Origin of the sequence: Paenibacillus sp. FSL L8-0663 (assembly GCF_038008125.1) — a bacterium.
GTDB lineage: Bacteria > Bacillota > Bacilli > Paenibacillales > Paenibacillaceae > Paenibacillus > Paenibacillus polymyxa_D.
The window spans coordinates 5675872-5701643 of sequence record NZ_JBBOYM010000001.1 but is presented as its reverse complement, the minus strand read 5'-3'; the positions used below and the strand labels follow the sequence as shown (position 1 = coordinate 5701643).

The 25772-nt window shown below is 44.5% G+C and carries 28 protein-coding genes and 1 tRNA gene; 26 read left to right on the top strand and 3 right to left on the bottom strand.

The window, feature by feature from the left end:
* The first annotated feature begins 1070 nt into the window (after window positions 1–1070).
* From rpmH to MKY75_RS25305, 11 genes are all read left to right on the top strand, one after another.
* A complete protein-coding gene (gene rpmH / locus MKY75_RS25355; protein ID WP_007433250.1) occupies window positions 1071–1205 on the top strand; it encodes a 50S ribosomal protein L34 in 135 nt (44 codons plus the stop codon).
* 263 nt (window positions 1206–1468) lie between these two features.
* Window positions 1469–1819 (top strand): ribonuclease P protein component, encoded by a 351-nt coding sequence (gene rnpA, locus MKY75_RS25350; protein WP_013312817.1) that lies wholly within the window; start codon window positions 1469–1471, stop codon window positions 1817–1819.
* A 71-nt stretch (window positions 1820–1890) separates the two neighbouring features.
* Window positions 1891–2757 carry a YidC/Oxa1 family membrane protein insertase gene (locus tag MKY75_RS25345; protein ID WP_250241422.1) on the top strand — a complete coding sequence of 289 codons (867 nt, stop codon included), beginning with the start codon at window positions 1891–1893 and terminating at the stop codon, window positions 2755–2757.
* The gene (jag, locus tag MKY75_RS25340) at window positions 2754–3515 is read left to right on the top strand and encodes an RNA-binding cell elongation regulator Jag/EloR (protein WP_340887048.1); all 762 of its coding nucleotides are present in this window, start codon (window positions 2754–2756) and stop codon (window positions 3513–3515) included. The genes MKY75_RS25345 and jag overlap by 4 nt, the downstream gene beginning before the upstream one ends.
* Before the next feature lie 128 nt (window positions 3516–3643).
* Window positions 3644–5020, top strand: a complete 1377-nt coding sequence (gene mnmE, locus MKY75_RS25335; protein ID WP_328801372.1) for a tRNA uridine-5-carboxymethylaminomethyl(34) synthesis GTPase MnmE — start codon at window positions 3644–3646, stop codon at window positions 5018–5020.
* Window positions 5021–5117: 97 nt separating this feature from the next.
* Window positions 5118–7007: a tRNA uridine-5-carboxymethylaminomethyl(34) synthesis enzyme MnmG gene (gene mnmG, locus MKY75_RS25330; RefSeq protein WP_340887046.1), complete on the top strand. Its 1890-nt coding sequence runs from the start codon at window positions 5118–5120 to the stop codon at window positions 7005–7007.
* Window positions 7007–7729, top strand: coding sequence for a 16S rRNA (guanine(527)-N(7))-methyltransferase RsmG (gene rsmG, locus MKY75_RS25325; RefSeq protein WP_029518967.1), 723 nt, complete (start codon window positions 7007–7009; stop codon window positions 7727–7729). The genes mnmG and rsmG overlap by 1 nt, the downstream gene beginning before the upstream one ends.
* A gap of 432 nt (window positions 7730–8161) precedes the next feature.
* On the top strand, window positions 8162–8980 hold the full coding sequence (gene noc / locus MKY75_RS25320; protein ID WP_013312811.1) for a nucleoid occlusion protein: 819 nt from the start codon (window positions 8162–8164) through the stop codon (window positions 8978–8980).
* 186 nt (window positions 8981–9166) lie between these two features.
* Window positions 9167–9928 (top strand): ParA family protein, encoded by a 762-nt coding sequence (locus MKY75_RS25315; RefSeq protein ID WP_023991152.1) that lies wholly within the window; start codon window positions 9167–9169, stop codon window positions 9926–9928.
* The gene (locus MKY75_RS25310) at window positions 9921–10763 is read left to right on the top strand and encodes a ParB/RepB/Spo0J family partition protein (RefSeq protein ID WP_250241393.1); all 843 of its coding nucleotides are present in this window, start codon (window positions 9921–9923) and stop codon (window positions 10761–10763) included. Before MKY75_RS25315 ends, MKY75_RS25310 begins: the two co-directional genes overlap by 8 nt.
* Window positions 10764–10961: 198 nt before the next feature.
* The gene (locus tag MKY75_RS25305; protein ID WP_340887044.1) at window positions 10962–11483 is read left to right on the top strand and encodes a DUF4446 family protein; all 522 of its coding nucleotides are present in this window, start codon (window positions 10962–10964) and stop codon (window positions 11481–11483) included.
* Here MKY75_RS25305 and yyaC read toward each other — a convergent pair.
* The gene (yyaC, locus tag MKY75_RS25300; protein ID WP_340887043.1) at window positions 11437–12042 is read right to left on the bottom strand and encodes a spore protease YyaC; all 606 of its coding nucleotides are present in this window, start codon (window positions 12040–12042) and stop codon (window positions 11437–11439) included. The two genes, MKY75_RS25305 and yyaC, sit on opposite strands and share 47 nt — an antisense overlap.
* 373 nt (window positions 12043–12415) lie before the next feature.
* Here yyaC and MKY75_RS25295 point away from each other — a divergent pair, with 373 nt between their 5' ends.
* The 3 genes from MKY75_RS25295 (at window position 12416) to MKY75_RS25285 (ending at window position 13748) form a co-directional block, all read left to right on the top strand.
* Window positions 12416–13366 carry a mechanosensitive ion channel family protein gene (locus MKY75_RS25295; protein WP_340887042.1) on the top strand — a complete coding sequence of 317 codons (951 nt, stop codon included), beginning with the start codon at window positions 12416–12418 and terminating at the stop codon, window positions 13364–13366.
* Window positions 13356–13580 (top strand): DUF951 domain-containing protein, encoded by a 225-nt coding sequence (locus MKY75_RS25290; protein WP_340887041.1) that lies wholly within the window; start codon window positions 13356–13358, stop codon window positions 13578–13580. The genes MKY75_RS25295 and MKY75_RS25290 overlap by 11 nt, the downstream gene beginning before the upstream one ends.
* Window positions 13581–13657: 77 nt before the next feature.
* Window positions 13658–13748 (top strand) — tRNA-Ser (locus MKY75_RS25285).
* 223 nt (window positions 13749–13971) lie between these two features.
* Here MKY75_RS25285 and MKY75_RS25280 read toward each other — a convergent pair.
* Complete coding sequence (locus tag MKY75_RS25280) at window positions 13972–14289, bottom strand: hypothetical protein (RefSeq protein WP_340887039.1); 318 nt, start codon at window positions 14287–14289, stop codon at window positions 13972–13974.
* A 366-nt stretch (window positions 14290–14655) separates the two neighbouring features.
* Window positions 14656–14850 carry a YjzC family protein gene (locus MKY75_RS25275; protein WP_013312803.1) on the bottom strand — a complete coding sequence of 65 codons (195 nt, stop codon included), beginning with the start codon at window positions 14848–14850 and terminating at the stop codon, window positions 14656–14658.
* Between the two features lie 318 nt (window positions 14851–15168).
* On the opposite strand from MKY75_RS25275, the gene rpsF reads away from it, so the two are divergent.
* The 12 genes from rpsF to MKY75_RS25215 all read left to right on the top strand — a co-directional run bounded on the left by rpsF (window position 15169) and on the right by MKY75_RS25215 (window position 25770).
* Complete coding sequence (gene rpsF, locus MKY75_RS25270) at window positions 15169–15453, top strand: 30S ribosomal protein S6 (protein ID WP_013312802.1); 285 nt, start codon at window positions 15169–15171, stop codon at window positions 15451–15453.
* Window positions 15454–15502: 49 nt separating this feature from the next.
* Window positions 15503–15994, top strand: a complete 492-nt coding sequence (ssb, locus tag MKY75_RS25265; protein ID WP_013312801.1) for a single-stranded DNA-binding protein — start codon at window positions 15503–15505, stop codon at window positions 15992–15994.
* A 21-nt stretch (window positions 15995–16015) separates the two neighbouring features.
* A complete protein-coding gene (gene rpsR, locus MKY75_RS25260) occupies window positions 16016–16288 on the top strand; it encodes a 30S ribosomal protein S18 (RefSeq protein ID WP_013312800.1) in 273 nt (90 codons plus the stop codon).
* A 524-nt stretch (window positions 16289–16812) separates the two neighbouring features.
* Window positions 16813–18552, top strand: coding sequence for an ABC transporter substrate-binding protein (locus MKY75_RS25255; protein ID WP_340887037.1), 1740 nt, complete (start codon window positions 16813–16815; stop codon window positions 18550–18552).
* Window positions 18553–18620: 68 nt separating this feature from the next.
* Window positions 18621–19583 carry an ABC transporter permease gene (locus MKY75_RS25250; RefSeq protein WP_250241375.1) on the top strand — a complete coding sequence of 321 codons (963 nt, stop codon included), beginning with the start codon at window positions 18621–18623 and terminating at the stop codon, window positions 19581–19583.
* Between the two features lie 11 nt (window positions 19584–19594).
* Entirely contained in the window at window positions 19595–20518 is a 924-nt protein-coding gene (opp4C, locus tag MKY75_RS25245; protein WP_340887036.1) for an oligopeptide ABC transporter permease, read from the top strand.
* 13 nt (window positions 20519–20531) lie between these two features.
* Window positions 20532–21515: an ABC transporter ATP-binding protein gene (locus MKY75_RS25240; protein WP_250241373.1), complete on the top strand. Its 984-nt coding sequence runs from the start codon at window positions 20532–20534 to the stop codon at window positions 21513–21515.
* Window positions 21512–22477 (top strand): ABC transporter ATP-binding protein, encoded by a 966-nt coding sequence (locus MKY75_RS25235; RefSeq protein ID WP_013312795.1) that lies wholly within the window; start codon window positions 21512–21514, stop codon window positions 22475–22477. The genes MKY75_RS25240 and MKY75_RS25235 overlap by 4 nt, the downstream gene beginning before the upstream one ends.
* A gap of 158 nt (window positions 22478–22635) precedes the next feature.
* Entirely contained in the window at window positions 22636–23577 is a 942-nt protein-coding gene (locus MKY75_RS25230; RefSeq protein WP_340887034.1) for a D-alanyl-D-alanine carboxypeptidase family protein, read from the top strand.
* Window positions 23578–23813: 236 nt separating this feature from the next.
* Window positions 23814–24872 (top strand): LCP family protein, encoded by a 1059-nt coding sequence (locus tag MKY75_RS25225; RefSeq protein ID WP_340887032.1) that lies wholly within the window; start codon window positions 23814–23816, stop codon window positions 24870–24872.
* A gap of 45 nt (window positions 24873–24917) precedes the next feature.
* Entirely contained in the window at window positions 24918–25346 is a 429-nt protein-coding gene (locus MKY75_RS25220; protein ID WP_340887031.1) for a CBS domain-containing protein, read from the top strand.
* A gap of 121 nt (window positions 25347–25467) precedes the next feature.
* Window positions 25468–25770, top strand: coding sequence for a MazG-like family protein (locus MKY75_RS25215; RefSeq protein ID WP_013312791.1), 303 nt, complete (start codon window positions 25468–25470; stop codon window positions 25768–25770).
* The last annotated feature ends 2 nt before the right edge of the window (window positions 25771–25772 follow it).

Below are 25772 nucleotides of genomic sequence, written 5' to 3'. Positions count from 1 at the left end.
AGACGTCACTCCTTTTAAATCCTGACATTTTACCGAATTAAGCTGCAGAGAGCTGCTCTCGGCGCTTCGGCAAAACGCCTAAAATCCCAAAAATGTTGTTGAAGGCCATAAAAAGACATACCGCCGCCTAAATCATGCGGCAGTGTGGTGAGAGAACGCAACACAAAATGACCCTGAAAAATAGCTAATGGAAATTCCGCTGCTGATCAGCAGAAGAGAGGCGATATTTCTCAGGAGGGAATGTGCGGCACGATCCGTTCTCTTGATCCCGCAGGCCAAAACGGGACTGCAATATGTCGAAATCAAATGAAAAATGTAGAATATATCCCCAGAATCCCAAATCCGCACAGAAATAAAAAGATGGATAAATTGAACTTGTTCACAACTTTATCCACAGGGTGTTGATAATATGGAGGGTAAAACAACATATTCACATTCAAAAGTAATATCATCATAGCAAAAGAAGCCTTGTATTTCAATGACTGGTGGTTATTTATCCACAAATTCAATCTGTTGTGTACAATTTTTATTCACAACACAAGATATTGTTTATAATTTGTTCAGTTTTCGACAATAACTCTTTTTTACTCTAAAATGTTATGCACAGGTTATGACCATTTAAATCACAATTCAGTTTTTTTTGTGGATCTGTGTATAACAGCTGTTGCCTTTTGGTCACAGAGGCTTATTTTTCTGTTGAAAATTTCCGGTAACGTTTCCGACATTATTTTTGAACGAACCTGATAACGTCGATCTGAAAATAGGATGGATTCAAGTTACAAATGAACAAATGTAAAAAACAGTTTTTGGAGGAGTGAAAACTACAAATAGAATGCTGATAATGGAGGAGAGGCGAAAGAAATTCTATGAAATAAGGGAATAAAAGAGTGAAGTGAGTGAGCGGGGTAAAGGGGAGGAGGCTTCCTGATTCGAAAAAGAGGGAGAGGATTCACAGGTACATTGACTTTGACCGCTATTTGTGGTTAAATGTACAAAGGTGTTTTTTGTGGAGATTGCTACGTTAGGTATATTCCATATAAAACGTATTCCTTGTAAGGAGGTGCAGCACAATGAGACCGACTTTCAGACCGAATGTCAGCAAGCGTAAAAAAGTTCACGGCTTCCGTAAAAGAATGAGCACGAAGAATGGCCGTAAAGTTTTGGCAGCTCGTCGCCAAAAAGGTAGAAAAGTATTGAGTGCGTAATGCGTGCATAAAGACCACTACGGTGGTCTTTTTTTTCATAATTGAGGTATTCAGGGAGCGGATTCCTTCTTTTACTGTTGTAAAAATGTAGTGAAAGAAGAGGGAGAAGTCCAGTATCCCGTCCTATATTAGATGAAGCTTTTGAAAATGGATATAAAATAAGCGAGATTACCATGTTGATATGTTGTCCATACTTCTTACTATATAAATGGTAAAGGTTAGCTTACCGACATGTGTAAAAGAGATGAGCAAGGAGAAGCGCCGTGCAAAAAAAATTGCGTCTACGAAACCGGGCGGACTTTGGGCGCGTATACCGCCATGGCAAATCTTTTGCCAACCATCAGTTTGTGGTGTACTGGTTCCGCCGCAGAGAGGTAGAGCAGTTCCGCGTCGGAATTTCGGCCAGCAAGAAGATCGGCAATGCAGTAGTTCGCAACCGGATGCGCAGAATCGTTAAGGAAATTGTGCGCCATCATGAGCATGAATTGGTGGAGCAGATTGACCTGATTTTTATCGTTCGTAAGGGTGCGGTTACAATGTCGTATCAAGAGCTGGAGAAAAGCGTGCTGCACGTTCTACGCAAAGCCTCGCTGCTCAAGTCTTCACGCCGATAGTCAGTATCTTTGTCCTACAGGATATGGTATGATTTACGTTGGAATGGATTGGTTAAGAAAGGGGTTATGAAGTGTCGCGTTTGAAGACTCAACGGGGAAAATGGTTCCTCCTGATTGCCTTATTGGCACTTGTTGCTGTGCTGTCCGGATGTGCCCAGACGGCCCACAATTCTTACACGACGGCAGACTTGGCCAATGGATCGTTTTGGCAAAGATATGTCGTTTACTGGTTTTCGTATGCGCTAGATACATTTGCCCAATGGTTCTCTGGAGAGTATGGCCTGGCCGTACTGATTCTGGTGATTATCGTGCGAACCATTATTTTGCCGCTTACACTCAAGCAAGTACGTAGTTCCAAAGCTATGCAGGCCATTCAGCCACAACTAAAAGAAATACAAGCGAAATACAAGGATACGCCTGAAAAAGTCCAGCAAGAGACGATGAAGTTGTTTCAGGAAAATAAGGTCAACCCGATGGCTGGCTGTCTTCCTTTGGTAGTACAGATGCCAATTTTCATCGCGCTTTATAATGCCATATATTATAACTCGGCATTGCGGGATCATGACTTCTTGTGGCTCCAGTTAGGTAAACCGGATCACTTGTTTATCCTGCCGATTTTGGCAGCGATTACGACATTTGTCCAAACTTGGATGATGATGAAAATGAATCCGACGCCGCAGCAGGGACCGATGCAATTTTTGCTGTACGTCTATCCAGTGCTGATTCTGTTCATGTCGTACAACTTCCCATCCGCTTTGCCGTTGTACTGGTTCTACAGTAATATTTACACGATCATTCAAAACTATTTCCTTTATCGGAATAAGGATAAAGAAGCAGCACTGGCGAATGTGAAAACAGCCAGTCTCACGAAAACAGGTTCCTCCAATAGTAAGAAAAAAGGTGGCAAAAACACGAAGGGGGCTAAAAAGTCGAGATGACCAAAGTCGTGACATCAGGAAAAACCGTTGAAGATGCTGTAAGACAAGGACTCTCCCAGCTGGGAGTAAGCCGTGAACGGGTAACCGTAAGCGTGTTGGAACAGCCGTCAAAAGGATTCCTGGGGTGGCTCGGGGTCAAGAAGGCGAAGGTGGAGCTTACGCTGCTCTCTGAGTCGTCTCCTGAAACCACACACGCGGCTGAAGCTCATATATCGGCTCAAGCACCTTCTAGCGTGGGACAGGCTTTATCAGAAGGAACTGGGCCTGTTGCACAGGAAGCACAGATGAACATGGAAGCACCCTCGGGACATATAGATCCTTATGAAGAGGCGGTGCGTTTCATCCGTGAAACAGCAGTAGGAATGGGACTGGACGTTAAAGTCGATGTCCGCCACCGCAAGGATGAAAGTACACTGGATATCTCCGGTCCGTCGCTCGGTATGCTAATCGGCCGCAGAGGACAGACATTGGATGCATTGCAGTACCTGACGAATATCGTTGCCAACCGTCATTCTGACAAATTCATCCGAATTGTGCTGGATGCCGAGCAATTTCGTGCACGTCGGCAAAAAACGCTGGAGGATTTGGCAGATCGGTTGGCGAACCAGGCTATTCGTTATGGCAAGGAAGTGGTACTGGAGCCAATGCCGTCACAGGAGCGGAAGCTGATTCATGCCAAGCTCCAACAGCATGCGCTGGTTAGAACATACAGCAAGGGAGACGAGCCCAATCGGCGCGTCGTCATTGCTAAAAAATAATCCGACGCAATGGCTCTCTGCAAGATGCAGAAGCCATTGCTTTTTTTCTTATATTTCTCGCTGAAACGGCTGCCGTCCTTGATGAAGGACGGTAATGCCGTTTCTACTTGATAGGAGGTAGAAACTTTATGCTGAGCGATACTATAGCTGCCATTGCAACGGCTGTCGGCGAGGGCGGCATTGCGGTTGTGCGGGTCAGCGGTCCAGAAGCGGTCACAGAAGTGGAGGCTTTGTTCCGTAGTAAAACGCCTCTAAGCAAGGCTCCAACTCACACAGTACATTATGGACATATTATAGATCCTCAAAGCCAGGAAAAGGTGGAGGAAGTTTTAGTTACAGTGATGCGGGCGCCACGCTCTTTTACGACAGAAGATGTCGTAGAAATCAGTACTCATGGCGGGGTCGTAGCCGTCAAACGGGTAATGGATTTACTATTGCTGCAAAATATACGTTTGGCTGAGCCAGGTGAATTTACGAAACGTGCTTTTCTGAATGGTCGTATTGACCTGAGTCAGGCGGAGGGTGTTATTGACTTAATTCGCTCCAAATCAGATAAAGCTTTTTCGGTGGCTTTGAAGCAGGTGGATGGACAATTGTCCCAGAATATTCGTCGCTTGCGTCATGTCTTGGTGGAAACACTTGCTCATATTGAAGTGAACATTGATTATCCTGAGCATGATGTTGAATCTTTTACGTCTGACTTAATCAAGGATAAAAGCAGTCAGGTCATGACGGAAATTGATCGGCTGCTGCATACGGCGGAGCAGGGAAAAATTTTGCGTGAAGGGCTGACTACAGCGATTGTTGGAAGGCCAAATGTGGGCAAATCGTCACTGCTGAACACATTGGCTCAGGGTGAGCGGGCCATTGTGACCGATATTCCGGGCACAACCCGTGACGTTATTGAGGAATATGTGACGATTAATAGTATTCCGCTCAAGCTGCTGGATACTGCTGGGATTCGTGAAACGATGGACGTTGTGGAACGGATTGGAGTAGAACGTTCGAGAACGGCAGTTAGTGAAGCAGATCTGTTGCTCATCGTCATTAACGCCAACGAACCACTGCATGAGGATGAAATGGCATTAATGGAACAAATCCGCGGTAGACAAGCGATTGTCATTATGAATAAAATGGACTTACCGGCTCAAGTAGACCGGGATTTGTTGCTGCGTTATGTTCCCGAGGAGCTTATCGTACCGATGTCTGTGAAGGAAAATGAGGGAGCGGACCGATTGGAGCAGGCTATATCGAATTTATTCTTTAGCGGCAAGCTGGAATCGGCGGATATGACATATGTCAGCAACGTACGGCATATTGCTTTGTTGAAGAAGGCGCGCCAATCGCTGGTAGATGCCTATGAAGCTGCTGATCAATTTGTACCAATTGACATGATCCAGATTGATGTAAGACTGGCATGGGAGCATTTGGGCGAGATTGTAGGCGATACTGCGCATGATGCGCTAATAGATCAAATATTTTCACAATTTTGTCTAGGCAAATAGAACATTCAAGCATGGCTGATATAAGCCTGCTATCGTTATAGATATACAAGAGCATATTCGGCGTGAAGACCGGAATGTATAAGGAGGTAAGAAAGGTATGGGTTACCAAGGAGGCCACTATGACGTAATTGTCGTAGGTGCGGGCCATGCGGGCGTAGAATCAGCCTTGGCAGCAGCACGGATGGGCTGTCGCACGTTGATGATCACAATTAACCTGGATATGGTCGCGTTCATGCCCTGCAACCCGTCTATTGGCGGTCCTGCAAAAGGGCATGTGGTGCGAGAAATTGATGCACTGGGCGGCGAAATGGGTCGGAATATCGACAAGACATTTATCCAAATGAGGATGTTAAATACTGGTAAAGGACCGGCAGTTCATGCATTGCGTGCACAAGCAGACAAGTTCTCTTATCAGCATGCGATGAAGGAAACGATGGAAAAGGAACCAAATCTGACCTTACGCCAAGGTATGGTTGAAGAGTTGATTATGGAAGAAGGCCATTGCGTAGGTGTAATTACGAAGACGGGCACAGAGTATCGAAGTAAAGCAGTTGTCCTGACCACAGGTACTTATCTGCGCGGAAAAATCATTATGGGCGAGCTGATGTATGAGAGTGGTCCGAACAATCAACAGCCTTCGTTGAGATTGTCTGAGCATTTGAGAGAGCTGGGTTTTGATCTGGTTCGATTTAAGACAGGAACGCCGCCACGTGTGCACAAGGACACGATTGATTTTAGCAAAACGGAAATACAACCGGGTGATGATCAACCGAAGTTCTTTTCTTATGAAACGAAGTCTTCGGATAATGAACAGCTTCCTTGCTGGCTGACATATACTTCAGTAGAAACACATCAGATTATTAATGATAACTTGCACCGTGCGCCCATGTTCTCTGGTCTGATTGAGGGAACGGGACCACGTTATTGCCCATCTATTGAAGATAAAGTGGTACGTTTCAGTGATAAGCCTAAGCACCAAATCTTTTTGGAGCCTGAAGGTAAAAACACATCTGAATACTATGTCCAGGGCTTGTCGACCAGCTTGCCAGAGGATGTACAATTAGCTGTACTGCGTTCGATTCCGGGGATGGAAAAGGTAGAGATGATGCGTAACGGCTATGCTATTGAATATGATGCAATGGTACCTACGCAGTTATGGCCTACTTTGGAAACGAAGAAAGTCCCAGGCTTGTTCACAGCAGGTCAGATTAACGGTACTTCCGGTTACGAAGAAGCTGCGGGTCAAGGAATTATGGCAGGGATTAACGCAGCTCGTAAGGTGCAGGGCAAAGAGCCTGTCGTATTGGACCGTTCGCAAGGCTACATCGGGGTCCTGATTGACGATCTGGTGACGAAGGGGACGAATGAGCCATATCGCTTGCTGACGTCACGTGCAGAATATCGTCTGTTGTTGCGTCATGATAACGCTGATCTGCGATTGACTCCGATTGGGCATGATATTGGCCTAATTACGGATGAACGATACGAGCGCTTTTTGGATAAAAAGCAAAAGGTAGATCAAGAGATTGAACGTTTGCGCTTGGCGAAGGTTCGTCCAGTTGATATAAATGAGATGCTGGAGCAAGGCGGATCTGCACCGATACAGGATGGTAGTAATTTGTTAACGGTGCTGCGTCGACCAGAGATCAGTTATGCGCAAGTAGCACAAATCTCACCTTCACCTATAGCTCTTACTGAGGAAGAACAGGAGCAGGTGGAAATCCAAATTAAGTATGCGGGCTACATTGAAAAGCAATTGATGCATGTGGAGCGTCTGCAAAAGATGGAGAAGAAGAAGCTTCCAGAGGATATTGTATACAATGAAGTTCAAGGACTGGCCATTGAAGCCAAGCAGAAACTTGAAAAGATCCGTCCGATGTCGATTGGTCAGGCATCCCGTATTTCGGGTGTAACCCCTGCGGATATTTCCATTTTGCTGGTTTATCTGGAGCATTATAACCGCGTAACAGCAGCAAGGGGATCATAATGGACGCGATACAACAGCAATTTAAGCAGCGGCTGGCAGAGCATAGTATTGTGATTAATGACAGTCAGTTAGAGCAGTTTGAAGCATATTACCGTGTGCTGGTTGAGTGGAATGAAAAAATGAACCTGACGGGTATTACTGAGCGCGATGCAGTGTACACCAAGCATTTTTATGATTCTCTTTCCCTGGCTTTTTATGTTCCGTTAAAAGATGTGGAAAGCCTGGCCGATATTGGGTCAGGTGCAGGTTTTCCAGGTATTCCTTTGAAAATATGCTTTCCGCAGATTCAGTTGACTATTGTAGATTCGTTGAACAAACGTATACAGTTCTTGGCCCATGTAGTAGAGCAGTTGGGTTTGGAAAATGTTGAACTGGTTCACAGCAGGGCAGAGGAATTGGGGCGTAAACCAGGATACCGCGATAGCTATGATCTAGTGACAGCCAGAGCGGTTGCTCGTCTCGCCGTATTGAATGAATTTTGTTTGCCGTTTGTCCGTGAAGGAGGACACTTTGCCGCGATGAAGGGCAATGATCCTACCGAGGAAATCAAGGAAGCTTCCTACAGTTTGAAAGAGCTAAAAGGAAAAATCAAACATGTTCAGGCCTTCCAGCTACCTGTTGAAGATGCAGCCAGACATATGATTATTATTGAGAAAAGAGCGGCGACCCCACGAAAGTATCCACGTAAGCCGGGGACTCCTTTGAAGGCACCGTTAGTGTAAATGTTTGAAAGAAAGTGAATGTTTCACGTGAAACATTCACTTTTTTTATGGCTGATAGACTTTTCACATAAAAGGCTCTTTGCTAACATGCGTTCTTGTTTACATTTGGGGAGGAAGATGGATAGTTAGTTATCAAAGAGGATGCATAATTTATTCTCTGATCCTTCCGAAAAGCTGGTAGAGACGATAGGATTATGGCTGGAAAAGTGATAGAATAGAGATAATCGTTTTAATGTAAGTTGACTGCTCCTGTACCCATGAATTCAGATATACATATAGGGGAGTGGGACAACAAATGTCAGGGGAGTACGTGGAGTGTACCCGCTTACGGCGCTGTTTCATATAAAAGGGTCTACGATCCGCGTAAGGAACTGTTTTTCACGAAGCGCTGTTAGTATGGTGCTATTATGAAATTAGGTGGTATTATACGGAATGAAAGAACAATTTTCCAAGCTATTTGGTTTGACGGAGCGATCTACTGGGGACGAAATAAAACAAATTCCAGTTCGGGATATTGTCAGCAGTCCTTATCAGCCCCGCACCATATTTGACGACGAGAAGATTGATGAGCTATGCCAGACCATTAAGACGCATGGTGTAATTCAACCGATTGTCGTTCGTTTCCGTAATGGACAATATGAGATTATAGCAGGGGAACGTCGTTGGAGAGCTGTCACCAAGCTGGGTATGGAAACTATTCCAGCCATTGTTCGTGAGTTTAATGATTCACAAGCTGCATCCATCGCGTTGATTGAAAATCTTCAACGGGAAGGGTTAACTGCGATTGAAGAGGCTGTAGCTTACCAAAAGCTGATTGATCTACACCAGCTCACCCAGGAAAGCCTCGCTCAACGACTTGGCAAAAGCCAATCCACTATTGCTAACAAGATACGGCTGCTTCATCTGCCGGAGAGAGTGAAAGAGGCTCTAATGGAACGGAAGGTGTCTGAGCGTCATGCTCGTGCATTATTGTCATTAGAGACCGAAGAACTACAGTACAAGGTTTTAGATGAAGTCATTGCCAAGGAACTCAATGTGAAGCAGACAGAGGCAAGAGTTGCCTTTTATAAACAAGTATCCACCAATAAGAAATCGAAGCGGATTTCCTTTACCAAGGATGTCCGGCTTGCGCTGAATACGATTCGTCAATCCATTGATATGGTGTCTGGCTCAGGCTTGGATATCAAAACCAAGGAATCTGATCATGAGGATCACTATGAGATTGTCATTCAAATTCCCAAACGTAAGTAAGGGATGAAGCGTACAGGCGGCAGCAATTGCCGCTTTTTCTGTCTAACGCCGAATAAAACCGCAGCATACTCAATTCTATTCTGAAATTGCCGTTATCCGTAAGTTAAGGACTAAGTAACGTCTCCATAGAGCGTTTTGTAGTTATGGAGTGTAGCAGGATTCCGATTAAATTATGAGGTGAATGAAGTGTCAAAAATAATAGCCGTAGCCAATCAAAAGGGCGGAGTAGGCAAAACAACTACTTCCGTTAATTTGGGCGCCGGACTTGCTTCCCTCGGCAAAAGGGTATTGCTCGTGGATATCGACCCGCAAGGTAATACAACCAGCGGTGTGGGTATCAATAAGGCGGACGTGGCAAATTGCATTTACGATGTACTCATTAACGAGGTTGATCCTAGCGAAGCTATTGTGAGTACACAGGTTGAGGGATTAGATATTATTCCGGCAACCATTCAGTTGGCAGGCGCGGAAATTGAACTGGTGCCGACCATTTCTCGCGAATTGAGATTAAAAAGATCGCTTCAACTTGTTAAGCATAATTATGATTATATATTAATTGATTGCCCGCCATCGCTGGGTATTTTGACGCTTAATTCATTGACGGCTTCCGATTCAGTCATTATTCCAATCCAGTGTGAATATTACGCATTAGAAGGATTAAGTCAATTGTTGAATACCGTGCGATTAGTGCAAAAACATCTGAACACCTCATTGCAAATTGAAGGTGTGTTGTTAACCATGTTTGATGCCCGCACGAACTTGGGTATTCAGGTGATTGAAGAAGTGAAAAAGTATTTTCAAAGCAAGGTTTATCAGACGATTATTCCACGCAATGTGAGACTCAGCGAAGCACCATCACATGGCCAGTCCATTATTACGTATGATCCCCGTTCCCGTGGGGCAGAGGTATATATTGAGTTGGCAAAGGAAGTGGTATCTTATGAGTAAACGGTTGGGAAAAGGACTTGATGCACTCATTCCCTCCCTTATGGTCAATGAAGAGGATAAGGTTGTTGACATTCCGCTCAGCCAGTTGCGTGCAAACCCGTACCAGCCTCGAAAAACGTTTGATGAAGAGTCCATTAAGGAATTAGCCGAGTCCATTCGTCAGCACGGTGTTATCCAACCTATTATTGCACGTAGTGTATTGCGAGGATATGAAATCATAGCCGGGGAAAGACGGTTTCGGGCGTCTCAATTTTGTGGGAATCCGACGATACCTGTGGTTGTTCGCAATTTTACGGATCAGCAGGTGATGGAGATTGCCCTGATTGAGAATTTGCAGCGTGAGAATTTGAATGCAATGGAAGTGGCAGTAGCTTATCAGGGATTGATGGATCAATTTTCTTTAACTCAGGAAGAGTTGTCCATGAAAGTGGGAAAATCACGTTCTCATATTGCCAATTTCCTTCGTTTGCTCGCATTGCCTGAAGAAGTTAAAGATCATGTTTCACGTGGAACATTGTCTATGGGACACGCTAGGGCTATTGTTGGGCTCAAAGATCCAGACATGGTGAAACAGTTAGCACAGCAATGTATTGAACAGCAGTGGAGTGTCCGCGAACTGGAGGAAGCTGTACAGCAGTTGGATCATAAGCCTGGTGAGGCGAAAGCCAAAACAAAGGTGCGAAAAAAGGACCCCTATATTGACCATATGGAAGAGTCCCTGCGTGAACGCTTTAAAACAACTGTGAAGATCAAGCACAATAAGGATAAAGGTAAAATTGAATTGAATTATTACAGCCAGCAGGATTTGGAAAGATTACTGGAGCTATTACAGTAGTTTGTTGAAACATGGACATGTCTCCTTGAGCAAAATGGAAAGTGAGATATGTCTTTGCTTTGTCTGGAATTGCAGAAATTAGAATGGTTTTGATGGATAAACTAATAGCCTTGCGTTATTTGTTTCGCTGTTCTCAAACGTATAAAATATAAGTATGCAGGTACATGATTTTTGAGGTAGAGGAGTAGAAGCAAGCATATGGCTGAATTGAATGGACTAATCATGGAACAGCTTGCCGGAATCGTTGCAGGGGCCGTGCTTATTTTGCTCATCCTGTTGATTGTTATTATCGTGCAGGGTTCAAAGCTGAAGAAGATGCGGCGAAAGTATGAAACCATGATGGCAGGCAGCGGTGTCGAGAATTTGGAAACGCTGCTGATTGATTTGAAGGTACAGATGGATACGATTGAGGATGAGCAGGAAACCCATCGTGCAAGTATGAAATCACTACGTAGTAAATTGACTGGCTTGAAGGGACATATAGGTATCAAACGCTATAATGCCTTTGGTGAGAGAGGAAGTGATTTAAGCTTCTCTCTGGCTATTGTAGATGACAATCAGGATGGTATGGTATTAACCGGTATTTATAACCGAGATGGCTCATATGTGTATGCCAAGCCTCTGGAGGCGGGACAATCCACCTATTCCTTATCACCTGAGGAAAAAGAAGCCGTTACTCTTGCGCAGCAAGCAGGACAGAACGGTAATGCCACTCCTTAATCGCGGAGTATAAGCTGCTAGCAATGATATCTGATAATTTCATCACTAAATTTAGTCTCGTATTTTGTAGCACGAAGTATTCCATGAAGCCGCCGACGTTAACGATACCAGTCAAATGGATATCGCCGACCGGCGGTAGTTCTTTATTTACACCTGCTCCCGGCTTGAGAGGGCCATCTGAAACCTGAATGCATCCAACACTGGAGGTTTGTCCAAGACATGCATCTATGCCAATGATATAAGGCTGTTCATATCGGGCTTGTATGCCATTCAGCGTCGTTTGCAGGTTCATGGCATGTACAGGCTCCTCTAATGTACCGTATAGGTTAAACAGAGGGCTTTTGTAGCGTGATAAATGCGTACCTACGAGCGGACCCAGGCAATCTCCAGTGGAACGGTCGGTGCCGATGCAAATAATGACGATATTTTGCAGGCTCGGCGCCTGGTGCAGATGGAACAGCAGACGATGGATGATGGCTGATTGGATCCCGGGGTCTGTGTGTGATATTTTTAAGCTTAGGGGTTCTTGCCCCGGAATGAAGTCAGATGGATGAGTCATGGAATCTTCCTTTCGCTCTGTAATGGAGTGTGCGGGTTACGCTCGCTGTACCTTGGAGAATAACAGTTAGCCTGCGGGTAACATTTATGCTCAAGATAGTAGCTAGTATATGGATAAACTTGTGCTTTTATACTCGAAGGAAGTAGATTATTCATAGCCATATGTTTGAGGTCGGTAGATAAGCTTATATAGTGAGGATTTTGCAAAAATCCAATAAGCGACTTCCAATGAACAAGATATAGATCGAAATGGTCTAGTTCGTCTATATCTTGCACTTCGGAGCGACTGGAATCGAATTTTGCAAAATCCTTATAGTAGGAAATAGAATCGGGAAGCAGGAAGAGTAGTTCCCTTTGTTAAGGAGGAGTACAGCATGACCTTTATACATTGGTTAGCCGGTAATGTAGGTACGGATGACGTAGTGAAAGATGCGATTCACTGGAAGGATGCTGTATGGAAATGGCTCACTGATAGTACGATGTGGTCGACCCTTTTGTTTATGATTTTGAAAATCGCGATTATTTTTATCATCACACGTATCTTTATTCGAGTTATTAATAAAATTATAGATAAGTCGATGCAACAAAAAGGAGACAACGGTAGGTTTCGATTGAATACAAGGCGCTTAACGACTGTTGGGGAACTGATGAAAAATGTAACCAATATTGTATTTAATTTCATTTTAATTATGCTGGTGCTATCGCAAATGGGCATTAATCTCGGCCCTCTGATTGCTGGAGCTGGAGTGCTTGGATTGGCTGTTGGTTTTGGGGCACAGAGTTTGGTTAAGGATGTAATTACCGGATTCTTTATTATTTTTGAAGATCAATTTGCCGTAGGAGATGTCATTCAGACAGGCACTTTCAAGGGTACGGTGGAAATGATCGGGCTACGTACAACCAGACTGGTCAGCTGGAAAGGTGAGGTGTACATTTTACCAAATGGCTCAATTACAACGGTAACGAACTTCTCCATGTCCAACGCGTTAGCGGTAGTGGATGTGCCAATGAAGGCCGAGCGTAGCCTGGAGGAAGCAGTTGGCTTGGTGAAACAGGCAATCCAAGGAATTGAAGAGTCCAATGTACAGATACTTAATATACCGGATGTGTTAGGGGTTCAGTCCATGACCACCTCAGAGTATATTGTACGTGTTGTGGCAGAATGTATGCCGAATACAGGGGCCGTGGTAGAGCGTGATATTCAGAATAACATCAAGAAGGCCCTAGAGGATGAAGAACATCGTCAGGCCGCCTTGGAGACGGCGATAACCCTAGAAAAAGAAGATGAGCAAGGAAGAAAAGGGGGAGAGAAGGGTGGAGCGTAAGTCATTTGAACTAGGGGACATTGTACAGATGAAGAAGCCTCATCCGTGTGGAGCGAATGAAATGGAAATTATCCGCATGGGGATGGATATTCGAATCAAATGTGTCGGTTGCCAGCATAGTGTGCTGATTCCGCGTGCCAAGTTCGAAAAGAATATGAAGAAAGTGCTGCGCTCAAAGGCCAACGCCGACGAGCAAAACACGGAAGTAAATTGAACCAAGAAAGATGAATGGCGATGAACCAGAATCAGCTTGCGTCACAGTTGCAATGATGATATAATTATCCTTGCTGCGGAAAGGTACCCAAGAGGTCTAAGGGGGCTGACTCGAAATCAGTTAGGCGTCGCAAGGCGTGCGTGGGTTCGACTCCCACTCTTTCCGCCACTAACTTCATTAAATAAACCAATCTCTTACGTCTGTGACGTAGGGGATTTTTTGTTTGTGAAATAAGAGGTCAACAGACTGTGATAAAGTGAAAAGCACTAAGATAAACCATGAGGGTAAGATGGAGCAAATGATTAAGAGTCTATTGGGGGATAAATAGGGCGTTATAGCAAAAAAATGCTCCTGACAGCAGAGAAACATTGCCGTTTGGAGCACTTTTTTGTTATAGCTGGTTAGGCGGGTAATGATAGCGTTTTGTTTTTCTTGAGCCAGAGATCATCAGAAGGATCGCTGCAATCAAATGGAGAGCCCAGCCTACAAAGGGTATCCAGGCCAGCAAAGAAGTGAGTACTCCCCATACGGAGCCGTAGATCGCCTCTTGATTGCGTAACGACAGGATAAGTGTTACTGCGTGCAGGACAAGCATAAATCCCAGAGCCGAGTAGCCGGTCCCCATGACAATAGCTCCCCCCACAATCGGTACGGCAAGTACCAATTCGAATATACCTGATATCCACTTTAATATTCGAGAATAGCTCATCTTTAAACCTCCGTAGATAGTAGGTCTTTGTACTTGGATATATTCTAGCAGAAGGAGCTGAATTAATCTGCATTTTACCAGTATATGCAAAAAGTCCGATAATGCAACAAAGGAGGACCACAAAGGTCCTCCATCGTAGGCGATACATTTTTAACAGGATACGATCTGTCCAATCACATCATGAAACTCGGTGTACTGACCAGCAATACCGTGTTGAAAAGACAGTGTCCTTTTACACAAACCTAACGCTTCTAATGCCCGGAATGGATCTCCTAACAGTTTGTCCGGCTACGTCGTCCAACGGAACCACACCTCTCTGTTGTATCGCCTAATCATAATATGGCCAAGATTCCGAGGAAATATACATTAGTGGACACGAGCTTTCGTTTTTTTCTTCCATTTGCGATTATGGTTGGCGGTTTCCGGAAAAGAATCGCCTCTTTCCAGCGTTACTTGCTGTGGGTTTTGGATTTCAGTATGGAAACTCTTTTCTCCGACCTCCATGTATACGCCGTCGTTTGGGACCTTATCCCCTGGTTCGAACTCCGTCTTTTCACCCATACGGTGGTGCCTCCTTAGATAAATCAATTTGAACTGCAACGGTTATTGTGCGCTGTCTTGAACAGAAACATGCGAAACCGGGTATACAGATAGTGAGTGAATCAAATGATTTCCTTTATATATACGAAAATTTCGGTATTATATAAAATTGTATAAAGCTAATGATATGTAGTGTGTTTAGCTGTTTTAGGCTTATATATCGAATTTGTAGGTTGCATTCAGCTGTTCAATTTGGTAAACTGTTTTAGTGCGAGTTTAGGCTCGTTCCTTGCTCTCAACTGAGATTGAGGGCCTTATGTCCATAAGGAGGTGTAAAGAATGCGCAAATATGAAGCGATGTATATTATTCGTCCTGACATTGAACAAGAAGCTGTTCAAGCGACAGTCGATAAATTCCAAGGTATCATCTCTAACGGCGGTGGCGAAATTACGAGTCACGATGTAACTAAACGCCGTCTTGCGTATGAGATCAAGAAATTCCGTGATGGTTCTTTTGTTCTGGTAAACTTCACAGCAGAACCTGCTGTTGTTACTGAGCTTGAGCGTATCATGAAAATTTCTGACGAAGTAATTCGTTATCTCATTACGAACGACGTAGCTTAATTATTGTACGTGATTATGTAATGAACAACGCTCAAAGGAGGGGATTGGATTGTTGAACCGTGTCATTCTGATCGGTCGTTTGACCAAAGATCCAGAGCTGCGCTATACACCGTCTGGTGTAGCAGTAACCCAGTTCACCCTGGCTGTAGACCGTCCGTTTACGAGTCAAGGCGGCGAACGGGAAGCGGATTTCTTGCCGATCGTAACCTGGCGTCAGCTTGCTGAAACATGCGCTAACTATCTTCGCAAAGGTCGTTTAACGGCTGTTGAAGGCCGTGTTCAGGTGCGTAATTATGAGAACAATGAAGGAAAACGTGTATACGTGACTGAAATTGTAGCTGATAATGTGCGTTTCTTGGAATCTAACCGCGATGGCGGTAACGGTGGCGGCAATAGCGGTGGAGCTGCGCGTGAGGAGTCTCCTTTCGGAGGCGGTAACAGCAATAGTGGACGCGGGAATAATAACTCGCGAAACAATCAGGATCCTTTTTCCGATGACGGAAAACCGATCGATATTTCGGATGATGATTTACCATTTTAATTGGGAAAGGACTGACAAAGAATGGGCTTCAGACAAAGAGAAGGCGGAGACGATAACAAAAGACCAGCTCGTCGTGGTGGTCGCAACAAACGTCGTAAAGTATGTTTCTTCACTGTGAACAAAATTACTCACATTGACTATAAAGATACAGACCTGCTTAAAAAATTCATCAGCGAACGTGGAAAAATTCTTCCTCGTCGTGTGACTGGAACAAGCGCGAAATATCAACGTATGTTGACAATCGCTGTTAAACGTTCCCGTCAAATCGCATTGCTTCCTTACACTACTGAATAGTAGTGGGTGGAAAAAAGAGACGTTCCCGATCCCGGGAGCGTCTTTTTTTGTGATTTTTTATATTGACAACAAGTCCCATCTATTGTAACTTACTAATAATACAATCCATGTATACCCATAAACCATAGTATACCTTTTAATGGCTTGTGAAGTTGCAAGCTCCTCAACTCGCCAGAGTAAACATTTCGGTCTTCCGAAATGTTATTTTATATTACATGGAATCCTGTTTTTTGTCATTTTCCACAGGTGAAATTCATAAACTTTACATAAATAGAAATTTTGCATTTTTATTTTACATAAAAAAAGATATTGACGTGATATTATTTTACACTTAAGATAAACCTTAATAAAAATGTAATGGTTGTTAGTGCACAAAATTGACCAGAGGTCTAAAACACGTGTTTACGCTATTAGGACAGTAAGGAGGATGTGCAAACTTCATTTTCAAACCTTAAGCTTTAACGAATTACCGCAGGAATGAGACAGGCTGTTAAATAAAGAACCGACTAAGGGGGATTAACAGGATGATGCAGACGAAGAAATGGGTTTCTTTGCTTATGATGCTTACGATCGTTGGTGTTCTGTTTGCAGGATGTAGCGGAGGTGGCAATGAGGCACAGCCACAGCAAGGCAATGCGGGCAATAAAACAGAGGGAAATGAAGCAAGTGCACCTGTTACGGAAGGGGTTATTAAAGCAACTGATCTGTCGCAAAACCCTCCGGGAGCGACTAATCGGAAAGATAACATTGTGGTAGGTATGACATCACCTAAAGGGGTATTTAATCCGCTATTCTGGCAAACGACTTACGATCTATATGTAGTCAGAACAGTATTTGACTCCTTCTTACAGGTGAAGGCAGATGGTACATATGAAAATAGCTTGGCTGACAAGGTTGATGTATCGCCGGATGGTCTAAAGTATACATTCCATTTGAAACCAGGCGTGAAGTATAGTGATGGCACGCCAGTAACCGTGAAGGATTATGCTTTTGTACTCAAAGTGTTGCATGATCCGAATTATGATGGAGAAACCGATGTATTGTCTTTTAAGATTAAAGGCGGTAAAGAATATCACGATGGCAAAGCAAATGATATCTCGGGGATCAAGGTCATTAATGATAATACAGTAGAGGTCACCGTTACAGAAGCAACAGCGTATACAAAGGATTTTCTGGGTGAGCAATACTTCATGCCAGAAGCTTATTATGGAAAAGGGTTCAAAAAGGGTAACTTGGACAGCATCAAGGCGCTTAATAATAAGCCGATTGGCTCTGGTCAGTATGTACTGAAGAGCTTCTCCCCAGGTCAACAAGTCGTTCTTGAAGCGAATCCAAACTACTTTAAGGGCGCACCAAAGGTGAAATCAGTTATTTTTAAAACAACAACAGAAGAAACGAACCTGTCTATGCTGCAAACAGGTGAAACGGACATGGATAACATCACAGTTACGGAAGACAATGTAGAGGAATTAAAGGCGTTGGGCTTCTTGGACGTGAATATTATGCCAACGAACGGCTATGGATATATTGCGTTTAATCACAAGGAAAAGAAATTTCAGGACCCTAAAGTACGTCAGGCTCTGACCATTGGCTTGAACCGCAAGGAGATTGTGCAGGGCGTGTATGGTCCATATGCGAATGTTATTAACATTCCACAATCTACAGAATCTTGGTCTTATACGGATGAAGGTATCAACAAATATGAATTTGATACAGCTAAGGCGAAGGCTTTGCTGGATGAGGCAGGCTGGAAGGTTGGTGCTGATGGAATTCGCGAAAAGGGCGGAGAAAAGCTAACCATTAACTTCTCTGCGACTGCTGATAATCCAGTAGTAGAGGCCTTGCTACCGATCATGTCCAATAACTATAAGGAGCTAGGCATCAAGCTGACTTCCGAAACTTTAGATTTTAACGCCATTATGGATAAGAAGGATACGGGCAAGTTCGATATGTTCTTCGCGGCTTGGGGCTTGACTCCAGACCCGGATACAACGACTTTTATTACGAATGGTGCACAAAATGATATCGGCTATTCCAATAAGAAAGTCGATGAACTAACGCTTGCTGGTAAGCATGAGCTGGATCAAGAGAAACGCAAACAGATTTACAAACAGCTCTATCAAGAGTTGAACAAAGATCTGCCAACTATTTTTATGTACCAACGCAGAGATATGTGGCCAGTTAATGGACGTGTAACCGGCTTGGAAATTACACCATACAAAGATTTTGAGTTCACTCTGCATAACGCTCAGATCGCTCAATAAGGGTTGCCAATCGTATGCTCAGCTCTCACGAGCTGGGCATATCACTTTATTCGTCTGGAGGAATGAATATGAAGCAGTACATTATTCGAAGACTGCTGCAACTCATCCCCACACTTATTGGCATATCCATTATCGTATTTGCGATTTCAGCCATGGTGCCGGGTGATTATATTACAGCCAAGCAGAACCCGAATATGACGGCCGAAAAGGCGCAGCAGCTACGACATATCTACGGGCTGGATAAACCGGAATATCAACGCTATTTTATATGGGCCGGTAATATGTTAAAGGGGAATATGGGGGATTCATTACAGCATAAGCAGCCGGTAACGAAGGTCATTGGCAATTATGTATGGAACTCATTTATTATCGCTTTTTTTAGTCTTATTTTTAGCTGGTTGATTGCGGTTATTGCAGGGGTGTTTTCAGCCAAGTTCCAATATTCGTTATTCGATAAGTTTGTCACATTATTCATTTTCTTGTGTATGTCGCTGCCTTCATTTTTTATTGGTCTATTGGTCATCAAAATATTTGCCCTGGAGTGGGGGGTTCTCCCGGTTGGGGGCATGACCACAGCAGGGATGGAGCCAGGCTCATGGGCTTATATGGTGGATGTTCTCAAGCATATGTTCCTGCCGACACTCGTACTTACGATGCTGAGCACAGGAAGTCTGACCCGGTATTTCCGTACAGGCATGTTGGAGGTCATTCGTCAGGATTATATTCGTACCGCACGTGCCAAGGGTTTGAAGGAACGTACGGTTATTTTCAAGCACGCACTGCGCAATGCACTGATTCCAGCCATCACACTACTCGGCTTCGAGCTTCCGGCCTTATTTGGCGGGGCGATGATTCTGGAGAAGGTATTTGTGTGGCCAGGTGTGGGTCAGGTTTATCTGGAGTCGATTAGCATGAGGGATTATCCGTTTATGTTGGGCTTCACGATTTTCTTAGCGTTACTTACGCTTATCGGTAATTTGCTCTCTGATGTATTGTATGGCATGGCAGATCCAAGAATTCGCTTGAAGTAGGAGGGATACTATTGTCCGCAGAAACAGTCACGATTGAAACGAATCAAAAGGCGGCGATCCGTCCTGAAGCGTCTCCATGGAGAATCGCCGTTCGCCGTTTTAACCAAAACCGTCTGGCTTTGGCTGGTCTCGTTATATTAATTCTGATGGTTATCATTTGTAGTTTTGGACCGATGATTTCACCTTATCATTTAGATGATTACAGGCTAGCTGACAAAAATTTATCGCCTAATGCTAAGTACTGGCTCGGTACGGATAAGTTTGGTAGAGATATTTTGCTGCGTACAATGCTGGCCGGCCGTATTTCCTTGACGGTAGGGCTGGTCGCCACGTTTATTTCGGTTATGATCGGAGCGACGCTGGGTGCGCTGGCAGGGTTTTATCGTAAAGGCGTGGATACGGTTATTATGCGGATTGCGGATATTTTCATGGCACTCCCTACATTACCGCTGCTTATTATTTTAGGTGCTGTTCTGTCGGATTTGAAGGTCGATCCGTCGAATCGCATTTATTTTCTGATGCTCATTATCGGGGTCCTGAGCTGGACTAGCTTGTCCCGTCTGGTCAGGGGGCAGATCCTTACGTTGCGTGAACAGGAGTTTATGCAGGCGACGGAAGCGCTAGGCTTGAGAGACCGTCGCAAAATATTCCGACATTTACTACCGAACACGATTCCTACCATTATTGTTACGGCTACGCTTGGAGTAGCGGGTGCGATTATTACAGAATCTGCACTTAGTTACTTGGGAATCGGTGTTGTGCCGCCCACACCTTCATGGGGGAACATGATATCGGCTGCGAATAACCTAATTGACTTCCGCAAACGGCCTTGGATATGGGTTCCACCGGGAATGTGTATTCTCATTACAGTTGTAGCGATTAACCTGATTGGCGACGGTTTGCGTGATGCGCTGGACCCTAAAATGAAGAAGTAGGAGACGAACGTTTATGGAAAATGCTTTGATTGAATTTCGTAACCTGAAAACCCACTTTCATACCTCTAACGGAACTGTCAAAGCGGTCAATGACGTCAGTTTTAAAATTCGTGAGGGTGAAACGCTCTGTGTGGTAGGAGAATCAGGCTGCGGTAAGAGTGTAACAGCGATGACGATGATGCGGTTGATTGATTCTCCCCACACCTCAGACGGACAAATTTGGTTTGAGGGCAAGGACCTCCTAAAACTCAATAAAGGTCAAATGCAGCAAATTCGCGGCAATGACATCTCGATTATTTTTCAGGAGCCCATGTCTTCTCTGAATCCCGTGCTTACGATTGGGGAACAGATCACGGAGCCATTGCTGATGCATACATTAATGAGTAAAAAAGAAGCACATGCTCGGGCAATTGAACTGATTAATTTGGTGGGGATTTCGCGGTCGGAAGAAATATTTCATTCCTATCCTCATGAATTGAGTGGCGGTATGCGCCAGCGGATCATGATTGCCATCGCATTAAGCTGTAATCCGAAGCTATTGATTGCGGATGAACCAACAACGGCACTGGATGTTACGATTCAGGCACAGATTCTCGATTTAATGCGGGATTTGAAGGATAAGCTTAAAACCTCCATTATGCTCATCACGCACGACTTAGGCGTCGTGGCAGAAATGGCTGATTATGTGGTCGTTATGTATGCTGGAAACGTCATTGAAGAGGCGCCTGTCATTGAGCTGTTTAAAAATCCGCAGCATCCATATACTCAAGGCTTACTAAAGGCGAAGCCCGTCATTAATCAGAAAATGGATCGACTGTATTCCATCCCAGGACAGGTTCCAAATCCAATTGAGTTGGGGGAAAATTGTCATTTTCATGATCGGTGCTCCCACTGTATGCAAATTTGCAAGGATCAGGTTCCTCCCTTGAATGAAAAGGAGAATGGTCATAAGGTTGCCTGCTGGCTATATGAGAAAGAAGGAGGGCAACGGATATGAGCGAGCCTTTGATTCAAGTGGAAGGGCTGAAAAAGTATTTCCCAATCACAGGCGGGATTTTTCAGCGTACTGTCGGACATGTGAAAGCAGTCGATGACGTATCCTTTAACATTCATAAGGGTGAATCCTTCGGTCTGGTAGGAGAATCGGGTTGCGGCAAAAGTACGATTGGGCGTACGATTCTCAGATTGATGGATAAGACAGAGGGATCGGTACGATACAAAGGCGAAGACTTGCACGCGTTAAACAAAGAGCAGATTCGTGCGCTTCGTCCGAAGTTGCAAATCGTCTTTCAGGACCCTTTTAGCTCACTGAATCCGAGAATTAAGGTCGGTGAAGCCATTGGAGAGGCGTTGCTGGATCACGGGTTGATTGATCGTAGTGAGCTGCGGAAGAAGGTCAATGAAACGCTGAACATTTGCGGGCTGTCCTCGTATCACTATGATCGGTATCCGCATGAGTTCTCTGGCGGTCAGCGTCAGCGGATCGGGATTGCACGGGCTTTGATTTTGAATCCTGATTTTATTGTGGCTGACGAGCCGGTATCTGCTCTGGATGTGTCTATTCAGGCCCAGATCATTAACTTGTTAAGTGATTTGCAGCAGGAACGCCAATTGACCTATCTGTTCATCTCGCATGATCTAAGTGTAGTCGAGCATCTGTGTAGCCGGATTGGTGTGATGTATCTGGGTTCAATGGTAGAGCTTTCCTCCAAGGAGGAACTGTTTAGTAATCCACTTCATCCGTACACGAAGGCGCTGCTATCGGCAGTACCGATTCCCGATCCCACGATCAAGAGACAACGGATTGTGTTGAAAGGAGACATCCCGTCTCCGGCCAACCCGCCTTCAGGATGCAAGTTTCATACACGTTGTCCTATGGCAGAAGCACGTTGTAAAACAGAGATTCCGGTATACCGCGATGCGGGCGATCAGCATTTTGTAGCCTGTCACTTTGCCTAAAATATAATAATTAGGAAGCAAAATATCCGTCATCCTGAAGCAGAATTGACGGATATTTTGGCGTGAAATAAAAAAGGTAAAAAAATTGTATCTTTTTTTCGAAAAATTGCAGACAAAATGGATTTTTCATCGTCTAATAAAGTATGGAGGTTATTACGATGATGAAAAAACATTGGTTACGTTGGGCTATTGTCGTCCCGGTACTTATTATATTGATTTTTATTACGCTTGGACCCCGCCTGTTGATCGGAAAGCCGAATGTGGATGCAGAGGCCGCGGTGCTGATGGACATGCATACTGGGGAATTACTGATGGATGTGAACGGTGATACGCCTATGCCTTCCGCAAATATGTCCAAGCTCATGACTGAGCTATTGGTGCTGGAGGATATTCGGGCCGGACGATTAGGCTGGAATGATGAAGTGCGAATTAGCCGTTACGCGAGTACGGTGGGCGGTGTGAATTTGTCCCTCCGGTATGGTGAAAGGATGACCGTATCCGAATTGTTCCAGAGTATGGTTGTGTATTCAGCGAATGATGCCGCTGTCGCGTTAGCGGAGCGTTCAGCAGGGAATGAATCAGCTTTTGTGAGGCGTATGAATGGAAAGGCTGCCCAAATTGGGTTGTCATCCGATAGTCGCTTCAGCAATGCCTCTGGGGCAGGTCAGAGTGAATTGGGGCCGAATCATCCTGAGGATATCCAGGGAGAGACGAAAATGACAGCAAGCGACACGGCGAAGTTGGCCTCCTATTTGATTACGTCACACCCGGAGATTTTGAGAACGTCCAGTCGTACGCAGATGGAGTTGAAGGATAAAGGCATCTACATTAGTAATACGAACTGGATGCTGCCTTCCTTGGCTGGACCGTACTCTTATGCAGGAACGGACGGACTGAAAGCAGGGTACACAAGCGATGCTGGATACTGCTTTACAGGTACAGCAGAGCAGCATGGAAGACGGCTAGTTGCTGTGGTGCTGGGTGCACCGAGCAAGGAAGAGCGTTTTGAGCAGACACGGAAGTTGTTCGATTATGGTTTTTCCCTGTCGACTTCTTTCCCGGTGCGACTGCAAAATTTGGTGAAACTGGCTCCACATTAAGGTAAAAAATGACTTTGAAAGCTACATAGGATACGAATATAAACATGAATTGGGGCTTTGACCGTGAGGTCGAAGCCTTTTTTGGTATGAATTCGAGGAGCTGACCACGCCATGACACTTTTGACAACAAGGTAGCAGACCTTTTATGCTTTGAGGGGAAGTTTCAGCTTCATGTGGGACCAGTTTGGTTTAATGAAGAGATGGGATTTGTGACGGAAAGAAGGAAGGTACCTGTTATGGAGAGAAGACATAAGAGAAGGACCCGTGGAAAGACCAAAAAGAAAAAGAGGTTTACCGCTCTATATATTTCATGTATTGTTTTATTTTTGATTGCAGTGGGAGGCTACCTGTTCCGCAAACAGTTGACATTGGTGGCTTTTGATTGGTTTGTATCACCGACGTTGGAAAGCAAGCTGGAGAAATCCTATCAGCCCCGACAATCCGGGGAACAGCAGCAACAAGAGACAGTAGCTTACCGTAAGGAACCCTTTTCGGTGCTGTTACTGGGTACAGATCAAAGGCCAAATGAAAAGGCGCGTGGTCGTTCGGATACGGTTATGTATGCAGTAGTACGACCCGCGGAATCGCGTGTGCTTTTGGTTTCCATTCCAAGGGATACCTACGTACAGATTGCCGGACATGATCCGAATCGCGATGGCGAGGATGATTTTGATAAGTTGGGGCATGCTTATGCGTTCGGAGGCGAAGATATGTCCATGGCTACAGTTGAGAAGTTGATGGAGCATAAGGCCGATTATTATGCTACGATTAATTTCCAGGGTATTCAGGAGGCGGTGAATGCAGTGGGTGGAGTTGTGCTTCCAATCGACAAGCCCATTGAGAATAAGAACCCGCTGCATATCAAGTTCCGTATTGAGGCGGGCAAGCCGCTTTATAATGGTGAGGAAGCCATGTATTATGTTAGATATCGGGAAGATAGCGACTTCAACCGTACAAAACGGCAGCAAATATTTTTGAACGCTATGGCGGATAAGCTGCTGAATATCAACGGAATTACCAAGATCCCGGAGCTGCTCGATATTATGGGAGCCAATTTTAAAACCGATATGGAACCTACTTTTATTACTGGGCTTGGCAAGCAAGCTATTTCGCAGGGGAATCCACAAATTTCAAGTTTTACGATTACGGGTGAAGGGTTCAAGAAGAAGGGCCTGTATTATGACCGGCCTAATGAACAGGAACTTGAATATGCCAGACTCATGATTGCCAACTGGCTAGATTCCGATACAACCCCGCAGACGCTGAGGCTTCCCGACAAGCAGGACATTCAGTGAATAATCAATTGATTTATATTTGATTTTGAGGGGGATTCGTTTCTCATGAATATCGCTTTTTTCTTGCTTCCCAAACAGGAAGTTGCTTATGTAACGGCGGATGCTACTTTACGGCAAACGTTGGAACGGATGGAATATCACCGTTTTACAGCGGTTCCTATTTTGGATAAGGAAGGTAGATATACAGGTACGGTTACAGAAGGTGATCTGTTGTGGCATATGAAAGAGTCCGAGGGGAAAATCACCTTTGAAAACGCTTCTAAGTTTATGCTTAAGGACGTTCCGCTGCGGGTTACGATGAAGCCTGTATCCATTGACGCGAACATGGAGGATTTAATTAATCTGGCTAAGGTACAGAACTTTGTGCCCGTTGTAGATGATATGGAACGGTTTATTGGCATTGTACGTCGTAGCCAGATTATTGAGTATTGTGAAAAATTTGTGTCCAGGGAATCGCTTAATACTTCAAGCTAAAATAAGCAGCAAGGCTGCTCCGAAAATAACGATTTACCCTATGGGGTAACAGTTATTTTCAGAATAGGATATGCTATAATGGAGAATAAAGCTTTTTCAGAGGGGTGTGACTCTTCATCATATGCCTAAAGAAATGGATGTAGTTAAACGAGCCAAGGTTATTGAATGGCTTAAAACAGAGGTGCTTGACCAAGTCTCCCGTCTGTTTAAGGCGATGTGGGAAGGCAGTACAGCCCGCATTGGTGATTGTTTGGCGAGTTTGGTGATGAGCAGTTATATTTTGGGGAGGCGCCTTGGAGTGTCTTACCGTGAATTGGATGACCTACTCATCGACAAGCTAAGAAAGCACAGAAAAGAAGGACACCAGCTGGAGGATTGGTATCAGGACATTTCCGCACTGGAAGAACATATGCGTAAGAGGTGAAA